Below are 14,324 nucleotides of genomic sequence, written 5' to 3'. Positions count from 1 at the left end.
ACCACTGAACAAATAGCGGACGACACCCCGGAGGTCTGCCATGGCACCCCGTCCCACTCCCGCCGACAAGTTCTCCTTCGGCCTCTGGACGGTGGGCTGGCAGGGCCGCGACCCGTTCGGCGACGCCAGCCGGCCCGAGCTGGACGCGGTCGAGGCGGTGCACCGGCTCGCCGAGCTGGGCGCGTACGGGATCACGCTCCACGACGACGACCTGATCCCCTTCGGCGCGGACGCCGCCACCCGCGACCAGCACGTGGCCCGCTTCCGCAAGGCGCTCGACGAGACCGGCCTGGTGGTCCCGATGGTGACCACCAACCTCTTCACCCACCCCGTCTTCAAGGACGGCGGCTTCACCAGCAACGACCGCGACGTGCGGCGCTACGCGCTGCGCAAGGTGCTGCGCAACGTCGACCTCGCCGCGGAGCTGGGCGCCCGCACCTTCGTGATGTGGGGCGGCCGGGAGGGCGCCGAGTACGACCTCGCCAAGGACGTGCGCGCCGCCCTGGACCGCTACCGCGAGGCCGTCGACGTGCTCTGCCAGTACGTCGTCGACTCCGGCTACGACCTGCGCTTCGCCCTCGAACCCAAGCCCAACGAGCCGCGCGGCGACATCCTCCTGCCCACCGTCGGGCACGCCCTGGCCTTCATCTCCACCCTGGCCCGCCCCGAGCTGGTCGGGCTCAACCCGGAGGTGGGGCACGAGCAGATGGCCGGCCTGAACTTCGCCCACGGCATCGCCCAGGCGCTCTGGCAGGGCAAGCTGTTCCACATCGACCTCAACGGCCAGCGCGGCGTCAAGTACGACCAGGACCTCGTCTTCGGCCACGGCGACCTGCTGAACGCGTTCGCCCTCGTCGACCTGCTGGAGCACGGCGGCCCCGGCGGCGGGCCCGCGTACGACGGTCCCCGGCACTTCGACTACAAGCCCTCGCGCACCGAGGACCTGACCGGCGTCTGGGCGTCGGCGGAGGCGAACATGCGCACCTACCTGCTGCTCAAGGAGCGGGCGGCGGCGTTCCGGGCCGACCCGGAGGTCGCCGAGGCGCTGGCCGCCAGCCGGGTCGCCGACCTGGGCACGCCGACGCTGGCGCCGGGGGAGGGCTACGCCGACCTGCTCGCCGACCGGTCCGCGTTCGAGGAGTTCGACGTCGACGCGGCCGCCGCGAAGGGCTTCGGCTTCGTCCGGCTCAACCAGCTCGCCGTCGAGCACCTGCTCGGCGCCCGCTGAGGGCCGCCGGCGATGCCGATCGTCGCGGGGGTCGACTCCTCGACCCAGTCCTGCAAGGTCGTCGTCCGGGACGCGGAGACCGGCGCGCTGCTGCGGCAGGGCCGGGCGCCGCACCCGGACGGCACCGAGGTCGACCCGGCGGCGTGGTGGTCCGCGCTGGGCGCGGCGGTCGACGCCGCCGGCGGGCTGGCCGACGTGGCGGCGGTCTCCGTCGCCGGCCAGCAGCACGGCATGGTCTGCCTCGACGAGGCGGGCGACGTGGTCCGGCCGGCGCTGCTGTGGAACGACACGCGTTCCGCCGGGGCCGCCGCCGAACTGGTCGAGGAGGCCGGCGGCGGGGAGGTGGGCCGCCGGTTCTGGGCGGACGCGGTGGGCAGCGTGCCGGTGGCGAGCTTCACCGCCACGAAGCTGCGCTGGCTGGCACGGCACGAGCCGGAGCGCGCCGCCCGGGTGGCGGCGGTCTGCCTGCCGCACGACTGGCTGACCTGGCGGCTGTCCGGCGCGCCCGACCTGGCGGCGCTGCGCACCGACCGGGGCGACGCCAGCGGCACCGGCTACTGGTCCCCGGGCACCGGCGACTACCGGCTCGACCTGCTGGAGCGGGCGTTCGGCCGGCGGCCGCACGTGCCGGCGGTGCTCGGCCCGGCGGAGCCGGCCGGCCACGTACGCCCCGACGTCCTGCCGGGGCTGCCCGCCGGTGGGGCGGTGCTCGGCCCCGGCACCGGGGACAACGCCGCCGCAGCGCTCGGCGTCGGCGCGGGCCCGGGCGACGTGGTCCTCTCGATCGGCACCTCCGGCACCGTGTTCAGCGTCGCCGACGCCCCGGCCGCCGACCCGAGCGGCACGGTCGCCGGCTTCGCCGACGCCACCGGCCGCTTCCTGCCCCTGGTCTGCACGCTCAACGCGGCCCGGGTGCTCGACGCCGCTGCCGCCATGCTCCGGGTCGACCTGGACGAGCTGGCCGGGCTGGCGCTCGCCGCCCCCGCTGGCGCGGACGGGCTGGTCATGGTGCCCTACCTGGAGGGCGAGCGGACGCCCGACCGGCCGCTGGCGTCCGGTGCCCTGCACGGGCTGACCCTGCGCACCTCGACGGCGGCCCACCTGGCGCGCGCCGCCGTCGAGGGGCTGCTCTGCGCCCTCGCCGACGGGCTCGACGCGCTCACCGCCCAGGGCGCCACGGTCCGCCGGGTGATCCTCGTGGGCGGCGGAGCCCGGTCGGTGGCCGTGCGCCGGATCGCCCCGCAGGTCCTCGGGGTGCCGGTGGTCGTCCCGCCGCCCGGCGAGTACGTCGCCGACGGCGCCGCCCGCCAGGCCGCCTGGGTCGCCCTGGGCGGCGCGGCGCCCCCCGCGTGGTCCGTCGCGGGCACCGAGGAGTACGCGGACGCCCCCGTCCCCGCCGTCCGGGAGCGGTACGCCGCCGCCCGCGAACACTTCCTCGACCGGGTCGACGCCGTGGCGGGGTAAACGACTGTACGGGCGCGCGCCGGCTCGCGATCATCGACGGATGCGGACCACCCCCGAAACGGACGCGGCACCCGGCACCGGCATCCCCTCGATGCTCCAGTACGACGACGCGGACACCCCCTGCGACGTCATCGACGCACTGGTCCTGGCGGACTTCGTCACCGGCCGGCACCCGTGGTCGCACACCGTCCGGCTCTCCCGGGTGCGCCCCGACGCGCCGCTGACGGCCCCCGACGGGCGGCTGCTGCGCACGGCGGTCGAGAACCGGCAGCGGTCCCGGCTGCTGGCCGGCGACGGCTGGACGGCCCGGGTGGTCACCTGGAAGGGGCGCGGCGCCGAGGTGACGGTCACGGCGGTGTCCGAGGAGGTGGGCCGGTCGGCCCTCGACCGGATCGTCGACGGCGCCGCCGAGCCGGAGGACCCGGGCGCCGGCCGGATCGGCTTCTGGCACCAGAACCCCCGCCGGGGCAGCCAGCGCGACGTCCGGTCCATCGCCGCGCCGGACTGGGCGGCGATCCGGCCGAACTACACCGCGGCGGCCCGCGAGGCGCTCGACGCGCTGATGGCGACCACCCCGGAGCGCCTCTCCGGCCGGCTGGTGCTGCTGCACGGGGCACCGGGGACGGGAAAGACCACCGCGCTGCGCGCCCTCGCCCGGCAGTGGCGCGACTGGTGCCAGGTCGACGCCGTACTCGACCCGGACGTGCTCTTCGCGGACACGGCGTACCTGTCCGAGGTGGCGGTCGGGGACGAGGACGGCGAGCAGGGCACGGGCCGCCGGTGGCGGCTGCTCATCCTGGAGGACTGCGACGAGCTGATCCGGGGCGAGGCGAAGCAGGCCGCCGGGCAGGCCCTGTCCCGGCTGCTGAACCTCACCGACGGGCTGCTCGGGCAGGGGCGCGACGTGCTCGTCGCGATCACCACGAACGAGGACCTGTCCCGGCTGCATCCGGCGGTGGTCCGCCCGGGGCGCTGCCTGGCCCGTATCGAGGTGGGCCCGCTGTCGTACGAGGAGGCGGCCGGTTGGCTGGGCACCTCGGCGCAGGTGCCGCCGTCGCGGGGCGCCACCCTCGCCGAGTTGTACGCGCTGCGCGCGGGCACGCCGGTCGCGCCCGCCGCCCCGCCCACGATCGGCGGCTATCTCTGAGCGCTGCGGCGCGCCCGCGCGTCGTCACCCGCTCGTGACCTGATCCTGGTTGGCTGCCGAACATGACCTTGACCAGGGGTGGGCCGGCGCGGGCCCGGGGCGGCACGCCGGCGCACCGGTTCTACAGCGTCGTGGTCTTCGTGCTGCTCGCCTCGCTGGACAACGTGGCGATCGGCCTGGTCCCCCCGCTGTACGGGCCCATCTCCGCCGCCTTCGACGTACCGCAGCGGCTGCTCGGCCTGGTCACCGCCGTGAGCTTCCTGGCCAGCGCCGTGGCCGCCGTCGGCTGGGCGTACGTCGGCGATCGCGCGAACCGCAAGCCGCTGCTGATGGTCGGCACCCTCATCTGGGCGCTCGGCACGGGCGGCAGCGCGCTCGCGGCGAACTATCCGGCCTTCCTGGCGGCGCAGATCCTGGCGGCGGTCGGCCTGGGCGCGGTCGGGTCGGTCGGGTTCTCGGTCGTCACCGACCTGATCTCGCCCCGCCGCCGGGGGCTGGTGATGAGCTTCTGGGGGCTGTCCCAGGGCGTCGGCACGCTCGCCGGCACGCTGGTCGGCGGGCTGCTCGGGGCCGCCGACTGGCGGCGGCCGTTCCTGCTGCTGACGGTGGTCGGCGTCGCGGCGACCGTCGCCTACCTGTTCACCTACGACATCCGGCGCGGGCAGAGCGAGCCGGAACTGGCCGACGCGCTGGCCACCGGCGCCGAGTACGACTACCGGATCAGCCGGGCGGACCTGCCGAGGATCCTGAGCCGGCGGACGAACCGCTGGCTGGTCCTCCAGGGCCTCACCGCGCAGGCGGCGTTCGGGTCGCTGGTCTGGCTGCCGGTGCTCTTCGCCGAGCGGGCCGAGGACCAGGGCTACTCCGCCGCCACCGCCGTGGTCGTGGGCAGCGTCTTCGCCACCCTGTTCCAGCTCGGCGGGGTGCTCTCCATCGTGGGCGGGCTGGTGGGCGACGCGCTGCAACGGCGTACGCCCCGGGGGCGGGCGCTGGTCGCCGCGGTGGGCATCCTCGCGGCGCTGCCGTTCTACCTGGCGCTCTTCTTCGTGCCGATCCGCATCGACGTGCCCGACGGCGCCGGCACCGGAGCGGTGGTCCGGGCGGTGCTGGGCAGCGTGGTCACCGAGCCGACGGTCGGGCTGAGCCTGCTGACCGCCGTGGTGGCCCTGGCCCTCACCTCGGCCAACTCGCCGAACTGGTTCGCCCTGATCGCCGACGTCAACCCGCCCGAGCACCGGGGCACCGTCTACAGCCTGGGCAACCTGGTCAACGGCGTCGGCCGGGCGGCCGGCAACGGGCTGGTCGGGGTGGCCTTCCACGGGCTGCGGGCGGCCTTCCCGCCGCCGCTGAACTACGCCGTCGGGCTGGCGGCCTTCCAGCTCTTCTTCATCCCGACGGGCGTCATGTACTGGCTGGCCTCGCGGACCTCGCCGGACGACATCGCCGCCGTCCGCGACCTGCTGCACGAGCGCGCCGAGCGCCTGTAGGCGTACGGGCCGGCCCGACCGGGGCACGGGGAGGGTCCCCCGGGCAGCGTGCGGCGCTGCCCGGGGGACCCCTGTCGCGTCAGGCCGGGCGGACCCAGACCGTCACGTCGGTCCCGACGGCGCCGTCGTCGTCCAGCGGAGCGCTGGCGTGCACCAGCTCGGACCCGGCGGGCAGCGGCACGGGGGCGTCACCGAAGTTGGTCAGCACGGTCAGCCCACCGTTGCGGAACGAGAGCACCTCGTCGCCGGAGGCGAGCCACTCCAGCGGGCCCTCGCCGAGCCGGTGCTCGCGGCGCAACCGCAGCGCCGTGCGGTACAGCTCGTACGTCGAGCCGGGCGTGTCCCGCTGCCGGTCCAGGGCGTACTCCGCCCAGCTCGACGGCTGCGGCAGCCAGCTCGCGTCGGTCGGCCCGAAGCCGTACGACGGTGCGTCGGCCTCCCACGGGATCGGCACCCGGCAGCCGTCCCGGCCCCGCTCGGTGTGGCCGCTGCGCGCCCAGGTCGGGTCCTGCCGGGCCTCGTCGGGCATCGTGGTGTGCTCCGGCAGGCCCAGCTCCTCGCCCTGGTAGAGGTAGGCCGAGCCGGGCAGGGCGAGCATCAGCAGGGTGGCCGCCCGGGCCCGGCGCAAACCGAGCGCGGCGTCGGGCTGCGGATCGCCGGCGCCGATGCCGTTGGGCCGCTTGACGCCGATCGGCAGCCCCAGCCGCGAGGCGTGCCGCACCACGTCGTGGTTGGAGAGCACCCAGGTGGTCGGGGCGCCGACGGCGTCGGTGGCCTCCAGCGAGCGGGTGATGACCGCGTACTGGGCCGGCGCGGTCCAGGAGGCGAGCAGGTACTCGAAGTTGAACGCCTGGTGCATCTCGTCGGGGCGGACGTAGCGGGCCAGCCGCTCGGCCGGCTCCACCCACGCCTCGGCGACGAGGATCCGCTCGTCCGGGTAGCCGTCCAGCAGGCGCCGCCACTCCCGGTAGATCTCGTGTACGCCGTCCTGGTCCCACATCGGTGGGCGCGGCTTGTCGACCTCCTGGCCGGAGAGGATCTCCTGCGGCTCCTGCCAGTCGGCGAGGTCGGCCTGCTTGATCAGGCCGTGCGCCACGTCGACGCGGAAGCCGTCGACACCCCGGTCCAGCCAGAACCGCAGCACGTCCAGGAACTCCTCCCGCACCTGCGGGTTGTCCCAGTTGAGGTCGGGCTGGCCGGCGTCGAACAGGTGCAGGTACCACTGGCCGGGGCTGCCGTCGGCCTCGGTGACGCGGGTCCAGGCCGGCCCGCCGAAGACGCTCTGCCAGTCGTTGGGCGGCTGTGCGCCGTCCGGGCCGCGGCCGTCGCGGAAGACGTAGCGGTCGCGCTCCGGGCTGCCGGGGGCGGCGGCGAGCGCGGCGGCGAACCACCGGTGTGCCGACGAGGTGTGGTTGGGCACTAGGTCGACGATGACCCGCAGGCCCCGCGAGTGCGCCCCGCCGATCAGCCGGTCGGCGTCGGCGAGGGTGCCGAAGAGCGGGTCCACGTCCCGGTAGTCGGCCACGTCGTACCCGGCGTCGGCCTGCGGCGACGGGTAGAACGGCGACAGCCAGAGCGCGTCCACGCCCAGCTCCACGAAGTGGTCCAGGCGGGCGGTGATGCCGGGCAGGTCACCGATGCCGTCGCCGTCGGAGTCGGCGAAGGAGCGCGGGTAGACCTGGTAGATGGTGGCCCTGGTCCACCAACCGGTGGCGGGGCCGGCGGGCGTGTCCTGGTGCGTCGGGTTGCTGTTCAGGGCCTTCTCCCGTGTGTCGAGCCGGACGGTCGGGCGCTGCCGGGCGGCGGCGGTTTCCCGTTAGTGTGCCCGGGGTGCCGCCGTCGATTCACGCACGATCAGGCGAGTGGGCAGGATCACCGGCTCCCCGGGCGTGTCGAGGTAGGGGCCGCCCCACGAAGACCGGGCGCCGCCGTGCAGCGGGTCGAGCAGGATCCGCGCCGCGAGGCGACCCTGTTCCGCTGCGGGCTGGGCGATCGTGCTGAGCCCGAGGACGCTGGCCAGGTCGTGGTCGTCGACGCCGATCACGCTGACGTCCTGCGGCACCCGCAGGCCGGCGTCGCGTAGCGCGGTCATCGCCCCCATCGCCATCTCGTCGCACGCCGCGAAGATCGCCGTGGGCGGGTCGCCGCGCCGCAGCAGTTCCTCGGTGGCCCGCGTACCGCCGTTGATGGTGAACTGCGACTCGACGTCGAGGCAGGGGTCCGGGTCGATGCCGGCGTCGGCGAGCGCCTCCCGGTAGCCGCGCCGCCGGTCGAGGTGGGTGGTGTAGGCCAGCTCGTCGTCGGGATCGCCGGAGATGTGCGCGATCCTGCGGTGGCCGAGGTCGAGCAGGTGCCGGGTGGCGGTGCGCGCGACGCCCACGTCGTCGATGCGTACGCAGGGCCAGCCGGGCACCACCGTGCCGGAGCTGATGGTCACCCCGGGCAGCTTCAGCTTCGTCAGGGCGGTCAGGTCGGCGGGTCGCAGCGGCGTGGCGACCAGCATGATCGCGTCGACGCGCTTGTGCAGGTTGGCGGTGCGCAGCACCCGCTGGCGCACCTGCTCGCGCCCGCCGAGGTTGTAGAGCAGCAGGTCGTAGCCCGCCTGCTGGAGGAGGTCCTCGACCGCCTCCACGACGGTGCCGAAGAACCACCGGGTGATGCGGGGGACCACGACGGCGACGGTGCCGGTGCGTCCGCCGGCCAGCCGCGAGGCGCTCGGCGAGACGGCGTACTCCAGTTGCTCGGCCGCCGCGAGCACCCGGCGCCGGGTCGCGGCCGAGACCGTCGGCAACCCCCGCAGCGCCCGGGACACGGTGGCGGTGGAGACCCCGGCCAGGCGTGCGACATCGTCGATCTTCGTCACGTACCCCCCGCTCCGCCAAGCTCCGCCGCCGCCGGGTCACCGGCGGCGGCGGAGACGCCTCAGCCCTTGACGCTGCCGGCGAGCAGGCCGCGCACGAAGTAGCGCTGGAGGGACAGGAAGACGATCAGCGGTACGACGATCGAGACGAACGCGCCGGCGGTGAGCCGCTGCCACTCGTTGCCCCTGGTGCCGGCCATCTCGGCCAGCCGGACGGTGAGCGGGGCGGTCTCGTTGCCGCCACCGGCGAAGATCAGCGCGACCAGCAGGTCGTTCCAGACCCAGAGGAACTGGAAGATGCCGAACGCGGCCAGCGCCGGGGTGATCAGCGGCAGCACGATGCTGCGGAAGATCTTCGGGTGGGTGGCCCCGTCGACCCGGGCGGCCTCCATCAGGTCACCCGGGAGCTGCGAGATGAAGTTGTGCAGCAGGAAGACGGCGAACGGCAGCGCGAAGCAGGTGTGCGCGAACCACACCTGCGCGAACTTCTGTTCGTCGACCAGGTCCCAGGCCGGCATGACGGTGACCCCGGCGATGGTGACGCCGGTGGAGAAGAACTTCAGCAGCGGCACCAGGGCCATCTGAAGCGGCACGATCTGCAACGCGAAGATCGCGATGTACATCCAGTCCCGCCCCCGGAAGTTGATCCAGGCGAGCGCGTACGCGGCCAGGGCCGCGAAGGCGAGCGGGAAGAGCACCGACGGGATGGTGATCGCCAGCGAGTTGATGAAGTAGCTGGCGAGCTGCCCGGACGACGAGGAGCGGCCGAACAGCACCTCCTGGTAGTTCTCCAGGGTGAACGACGGGCTGGTGAAGAAGGTCCACCACCCGCTGGACTTGATCTCGTCCTCCGGCCGCACCGAGGAGATGAAGAGGCCGAAGGTGGGGATGGTCCAGAGCACCGCGATGACGATCGAGACGATGGTCGCGGTACGGCTGTTCAGCCGCTTGCGGACCCGTCCGGCGGCGCTGGTGCCCCGGCCGTCGGTCTTCTGGGTGCCGGCGGCGACGGTGGGCGTTGCGGTGGTCATCTCAGCCCTCCCGCTGCTGACGGAGGTTGCGGATCTGGTAGATCACGATCGGGATCACCAGGACGAACAGGAAGACCGCCAGGGCCGAGCCCTGCCCGTTCTGGCCGTACCGGAACGCCTGGTTGTACATCTCGTTGGCGATCACGCTGGTGTCGTAGTTGCCGTTCGTGCCGGTCCGGACGATGTCGAAGACCTTGAGGGTGGCGATCGACAGCGTCACCACGACCACGATCAGCGCCGGCCGGATGCTCGGCATGGTGATCTGCCAGAACATCTGCCAGGGGGTGACCCCGTCGAGGCGGGCCGCCTCCACGATGTCGGCCGGGATCGCCTTGATCGCGGCGGAGAGCACCACCATCGCGAAACCGGCCTGGATCCAGACCATGATCACGATCAACAGCAGGGTGTTCAGCGGTGAGTCCAGCAGCCACTGCTTCGGCTCGCCGCCGAGGCTGACCACGATCTGGTTCAGCAGGCCGATCTGCTCCTGCCCGTCGCCCCGGTAGGCGTAGACGAACTTCCAGATGATGCTCGCGCCGACGAAGGAGATCGCCATCGGCAGGAAGATCAGTGACTTGGCCACCGCCTCGAAGCGGGCCTTGTCCACCATCACGGCGTAGAGCAGACCGAACGAGGTGGCCACCAGCGGCACGAGGAGCACCCAGATCAGGGTGTTGATCAACACCCTGACGATGGAGTCCTCGGAGAACATCCAGCCGTAGTTGCGCAGCCCGACCCAGTCGTTGCTGTTCGCGTCCATGAACGACAGCATCACGGTGCGGATGGCCGGGACCACCAGCCCGATGGTGAGCAGCAGCAGCGTCGGCAGCAGGAAGAAGAGCGCGAACATGCCCTCGCGCGGCTTGCGCCGGCGGGGGAGCGGGGCGCCGCTCGCGGAGGCGGCAAGGATCTGCTCCTCCCGGCGGCGGGCGAACCAGGCCGGCACCACGTCGAGGAGCAGGAGCAGACCGCCCACCACCGCGACGAAAGCGATCAGCCCGTACATCAGCATGAGGAACTTCGGCTGTTCCTCAGCGAAGTCGAACTCCATCGACCCTCCCAGGTCTCTGATCAGCCGGTGGGCCGGCCCGCGTACGCGGACCGGCCCACCGGTTCAGATCACTTCCAGCTGCCCTCGATGCCGTCGAGGACCGTCTTGGTGTCCTTGCCGTTGACCCACTCGACCATGCCCTTCCAGAACGTCCCGGAGCCGACGGCCGCCGGCATCAGGTCCGAGCCGTCGAAGCGGAAGACGGTGGACTTGTCCTGGAGGATCTGGACGGAGAGCTTGTCGATCGGGTTGGCGACGTTGGCCAGGTCGAGCTTGTTGTTGGCCGACACCCAGTCGCCGATCTTGGCGCGGCTGTTGGCGTACTCACCGGACGCGAGGTAGGTCTGCACGGCCTGGACCTCGGGGCGGTCGTTGAAGGCCGCGACGAACTCGCCGCCACCCAGCACCGGCTTGCCCTTGCTGGCGTCGATCGCCGGGAAGTAGAAGGCGAAGACGTCGCCGTCCTCGGCCACCTTGGTGCCCTTCGGCCACTGGTTGGCGTAGAAGGACGCCTGGCGGTGCAGCGCGCACTTGCCCGTGGTGATCGGCACGCCGGCCTCCTGGAAGGAGGTGGTGGCGATGCTCTTCACGCCGCCGAAGCCGCCGTTGACGTACTTCTCGTTCTTGAGGATGGTGCCGGCCTTGTCGAGGGCCTCGGCGACCTTCGGGTCGTTGAACGGGATGCCGTGGCTCGTCCACTGGTCGTAGACCTCGGGGGTCTGCGTCCGCAGCATCAGGTCCTCGATCCAGTCGGTGGCCGGCCAGCCGGTGGCCTCACCCGACTCGATGCCGACGCACCACGGCTTGGTGCCGGTGCCCGCGATCTGGTCGCTGAGCTTGATCAGCTCGTCCCAGCTGGTCGGGACCGTCCAGCCCTTCTCCTTGAAGGTCTTCGGCGAGTACCACACGAAGGACTTCACGTTGGAGCCGAGCGGGGCGCCGTAGAACTGGCCGTTGACGGTGCTGTACTTCAGCCAGTCGGCCGGGTAGTTCTCCTCGGCCATCTTCTTGGTGTCGGCGCCGACCGGCTTGAGCTTGCCCGAGTCGACGAAGCGCTTGAGCAGGCCCGGCTGCGGGATGAACGCCAGGTCGGGGGCGTTGCCGCCGTCGACCCGGACGTTGAGCTGGGCCTCGAACTCGCCACTGCCCTCGTGGTCGATCTCGATGCCGGTGCAGTCCTCGAACTGCTTCCAGGACTCCGCGAGGCGGTCGGCCTCGATGTCCCGGATCGACGAGTAGATCGTGACCTTCTTACCGTCGTTGTCGCCGTACTTCTCGTATGCGGCGCACTCCGCGGAGCCCGCGGTGTCGCTCTTCTTGTCGTCGCCGGTGCCGCAGGCCGTGGCGCTCAGCGCCAGCCCCAGTACGCCGGCGATCGCGAAAGCCTGGCGTGATCTGGCAAACGCCATGCCGTTCTCCTTCCTTGCCGGCGCGTCAGGGATCGAACCCGCGCCGGTCCGATGGGCGTCACCACATGTAAGCGCTTGCATCTGGCCTGGTCCACCCCTAACCGGACACGAGGAAGTAACAATCCGGAAACCCGTAGTCCCCCTGGTGGGCGCGCTCCCACACGGGAATTCGACCCCTTTCCATCGATGTCATTTTCTGACACGCTTGAGCCATCCGATCGAAGGATTTCGACATAGGAGGTGTTGGATGGGCAAGCGGTGGTTGGGCCTGCTGGCGGCCGGTCTGCTGGCGGTGGGCGCGCTGATTCCGGCGGCCCCGGCGATGGCCGCCCCCACGTTCAAGGTGCCGTTCCCGTGCGGGCAGTCCTGGTCCGGCCAGACCCGGACCAACCACAGCCCGGCGTATTCGCTGGACTTCAATCGCACGGACGACCTCGGCGACCCGGTGGTGGCGAGCGCCCCGGGCACCGTCGACCGGGTCACCGATCTGGGCGGCACCAGCTACGGAAAGTACGTCCGGATCAACCACGGCGGCGGCTACAGCACCTACTACGCCCACCTCAACGGCTTCAACGTCTCCGTGGGGCAGACCGTCGGCTACGGCAAGGTGATCGGCTGGGTCGGCAGCACCGGCGGCTCCACCGGCCCGCACCTGCACTACGAGCAGCGGCTCAACGGCGCCGACATCCAGGTGCGGTTCAACGGCGCGCTCGCCCTCTACTGGGGCACGAAGACCTACACCAGCGACAACGGCTGCGGCAGTAGCTCCGGCTCCGGCACGGTCAACACCAGCGGCACGCCGCTGACCGTCCGCTCCGGCCCGGGCACCGGCTACGCCGCGGTGGGCACCGTCGCGGACGGCGCCAAGGTGACCATCCACTGCCAGACCAGCGGCACCAGCGTCACCGGCACCTACGGCACCAGCACGATCTGGGACCGGATCGGCTCCGGCCGCTTCATCGCCGACGCGTACGTATACACGGGCCACGACGGGTACATCCCCGGCGTGCCCCGCTGCTGAGCGGGCGACGGGGCCCCGGCTGCGCGCCGGGGCCCCGTGCCGTCGTCGGGTCGGCTCAGCTGTTCAGGCGCCAGATGGCGAAGTTCAGCGCGGCGGCGAAGGTGACCCAGGCCCAGTAGGGGAGCATCAGCAGCGTCGCCGGCCGGGACACCCGGCGGAAGAGCGCCACCGTCACGCCGATGGCCACCCACATCAGCAGGATCTCGACGAACGCCAGCCCGTAGCGGCCGGCGCCGAAGAAGAGCGGGGTCCAGATCGCGTTCAGCACCAACTGGGTGATCCACGCCCAGAGGGCCGGGCCGAAGCCGACCCGTCGCCAGACCAGCCAGCCGGCCACCGCGATCATCGCGTAGAGCAGGCTCCAGACCGGCCCGAAGAGCCAGGACGGGGGAGCCCAGGCGGGCTGTTCGAGGCCCGCGTACTCGGTCGAGGTGCCCTGCACGCCGAGCCCGCCGATCGCCGCGGCGACGAACACCGCCGCCCCGAAGCCGAGCAGTGCCCACCACTGCCGGGCGCCGCCCGTCCGTTCAGCGCTCCGAGACGTCTCCATGGCCGAGATATGTCCGCAAAGTGAGGGCGGTAAACCCGCCGTCACCCTCCGGACGGCACGACACCGGGGTCGTCATGGCCGGAGGCTCCTGTCGGGAGGACGGAGTTCCGGGCACGACGACCCCGGTGGGTCCTGAACGGCGGCCTGTAGCCGCCTCGTCAATTGAAGATGCTCACACCACCCGGCCCGACGAGCAGGCCGACCACGATGAGGACGACGCCCCACAGGATCTGCCGCCGGAACAGCGCGAGGATGCCGGCGACCACGAGTACGACTGCGAGAATCCAGAGAATCAGCTCCATGTTTGCTGAATACCCGAGCCGCCGACGCCGGAAACCTGTGTCTGATCGAGGTGGTCACCCAGGTGGAAGACGCTGTACGCCTGCTTGATCACGGGGTGCGCGACGTTGCGGACGCGTACCCCGCCGGGCGTGGTGCCCCGCTCGGTGCCGGCGTGCGCGTGCCCGTGCAGGGCCAGCGCGGTCGGCGCCGAGTCGATCGCCTGCCCGAGCTGGTACGAGCCCAGGAACGGATAGATCTCCAGCGGCTCACCGGCCAGCGTGTCCGGCACCGGCGAATAGTGGGTCAGCGCCACCAGCACGTCGCAGTCCAGCCCCCGCAGCGCGGCGGACAGGGCGTCCGCGCTCTGGGTGGTGGTCCGGACGAAGGCCTTCATCTCCGGTTCGCCGAAGTCGCTGGCGCAGCGGCCGGCGAACCCGCCGCCGAATCCCTTCACCCCGGCCACGCCCAGCCGGCCGCCGGCGCAGTCGAGCACGACGCCGTCGCCCTCCAGCACGGTGATCCCGGCATCCTCGAGCACCTTGACCACCTGCGGTACCTGGTCGCACTGGTGGTCGTGGTTGCCGAGCACCGTCACCACCGGCACGCCGAGCCCGCCGAACTCGGTGGCGACGCAGCGGGCCTCCGCCTCGGTGCCGTGCCGCGTCAGGTCGCCGGCGAGCAACAGCACGTCTGCGTGCTCATGCAGCTCGTCCAGTGCCGGCCGGAACCGGCCGACGACGTCCTCGTCCAGATGCACGTCGCCCACGGCGGCGATCCGGATCACCATGGAACCT

The 14,324-nt window shown here is 72.3% G+C and carries 13 protein-coding genes; 5 read left to right on the top strand and 8 right to left on the bottom strand.

Annotated features, from left to right (window positions below; all coding sequences use genetic code 11):
- Positions 1–40: 40 nt before the first annotated feature.
- The 4 genes from xylA (at position 41) to AC5L34_RS24550 (ending at position 5,326) form a co-directional block, all read left to right on the top strand.
- Entirely contained in the window at positions 41–1,228 is a 1,188-nt protein-coding gene (xylA, locus tag AC5L34_RS24565) for a xylose isomerase (protein ID WP_441177078.1), read from the top strand.
- Positions 1,229–1,240: 12 nt separating this feature from the next.
- Entirely contained in the window at positions 1,241–2,692 is a 1,452-nt protein-coding gene (gene xylB / locus AC5L34_RS24560) for a xylulokinase (RefSeq protein ID WP_441177077.1), read from the top strand.
- Positions 2,693–2,732: 40 nt separating this feature from the next.
- A complete protein-coding gene (locus AC5L34_RS24555; RefSeq protein ID WP_494827130.1) occupies positions 2,733–3,839 on the top strand; it encodes a DUF5925 domain-containing protein in 1,107 nt (368 codons plus the stop codon).
- Between the two features lie 62 nt (positions 3,840–3,901).
- Positions 3,902–5,326, top strand: a complete 1,425-nt coding sequence (locus tag AC5L34_RS24550; protein ID WP_494827128.1) for an MFS transporter — start codon at positions 3,902–3,904, stop codon at positions 5,324–5,326.
- A 79-nt stretch (positions 5,327–5,405) separates the two neighbouring features.
- Here the strand turns inward: AC5L34_RS24550 and AC5L34_RS24545 are convergent, their stop codons facing one another.
- From AC5L34_RS24545 to AC5L34_RS24525, 5 genes are all read right to left on the bottom strand, one after another.
- Complete coding sequence (locus AC5L34_RS24545; protein ID WP_441177119.1) at positions 5,406–7,082, bottom strand: glycoside hydrolase family 13 protein; 1,677 nt, start codon at positions 7,080–7,082, stop codon at positions 5,406–5,408.
- A 60-nt stretch (positions 7,083–7,142) separates the two neighbouring features.
- On the bottom strand, positions 7,143–8,189 hold the full coding sequence (locus tag AC5L34_RS24540) for a LacI family DNA-binding transcriptional regulator (RefSeq protein WP_441177074.1): 1,047 nt from the start codon (positions 8,187–8,189) through the stop codon (positions 7,143–7,145).
- 59 nt (positions 8,190–8,248) lie between these two features.
- Complete coding sequence (locus AC5L34_RS24535) at positions 8,249–9,217, bottom strand: carbohydrate ABC transporter permease (protein ID WP_441177073.1); 969 nt, start codon at positions 9,215–9,217, stop codon at positions 8,249–8,251.
- A gap of 1 nt (position 9,218) precedes the next feature.
- Positions 9,219–10,268 (bottom strand): carbohydrate ABC transporter permease, encoded by a 1,050-nt coding sequence (locus AC5L34_RS24530; protein WP_441177072.1) that lies wholly within the window; start codon positions 10,266–10,268, stop codon positions 9,219–9,221.
- A gap of 68 nt (positions 10,269–10,336) precedes the next feature.
- A complete protein-coding gene (locus AC5L34_RS24525; RefSeq protein ID WP_441177071.1) occupies positions 10,337–11,677 on the bottom strand; it encodes an ABC transporter substrate-binding protein in 1,341 nt (446 codons plus the stop codon).
- 247 nt (positions 11,678–11,924) lie between these two features.
- Here AC5L34_RS24525 and AC5L34_RS24520 point away from each other — a divergent pair, with 247 nt between their 5' ends.
- A complete protein-coding gene (locus tag AC5L34_RS24520; protein WP_441177070.1) occupies positions 11,925–12,698 on the top strand; it encodes a M23 family metallopeptidase in 774 nt (257 codons plus the stop codon).
- Between the two features lie 55 nt (positions 12,699–12,753).
- Here AC5L34_RS24520 and AC5L34_RS24515 read toward each other — a convergent pair whose 3' ends face one another.
- The 3 genes from AC5L34_RS24515 to AC5L34_RS24505 all read right to left on the bottom strand — a co-directional run bounded on the left by AC5L34_RS24515 (position 12,754) and on the right by AC5L34_RS24505 (position 14,317).
- The gene (locus AC5L34_RS24515) at positions 12,754–13,248 is read right to left on the bottom strand and encodes a TspO/MBR family protein (RefSeq protein WP_441177069.1); all 495 of its coding nucleotides are present in this window, start codon (positions 13,246–13,248) and stop codon (positions 12,754–12,756) included.
- A 158-nt stretch (positions 13,249–13,406) separates the two neighbouring features.
- Positions 13,407–13,550, bottom strand: a complete 144-nt coding sequence (locus AC5L34_RS24510; RefSeq protein ID WP_165947907.1) for a GPGG-motif small membrane protein — start codon at positions 13,548–13,550, stop codon at positions 13,407–13,409.
- Positions 13,541–14,317 carry a metallophosphoesterase family protein gene (locus tag AC5L34_RS24505; protein ID WP_441177068.1) on the bottom strand — a complete coding sequence of 259 codons (777 nt, stop codon included), beginning with the start codon at positions 14,315–14,317 and terminating at the stop codon, positions 13,541–13,543. Before AC5L34_RS24505 ends, AC5L34_RS24510 begins: the two co-directional genes overlap by 10 nt.
- Positions 14,318–14,324 lie beyond the last annotated feature (7 nt).

It is taken from the genome of Micromonospora sp. ZG13 (assembly GCF_059359355.1).
The sequence above is the reverse complement of the archived record's forward strand: the minus strand, read 5'-3'. Positions and strand labels throughout refer to the sequence as shown.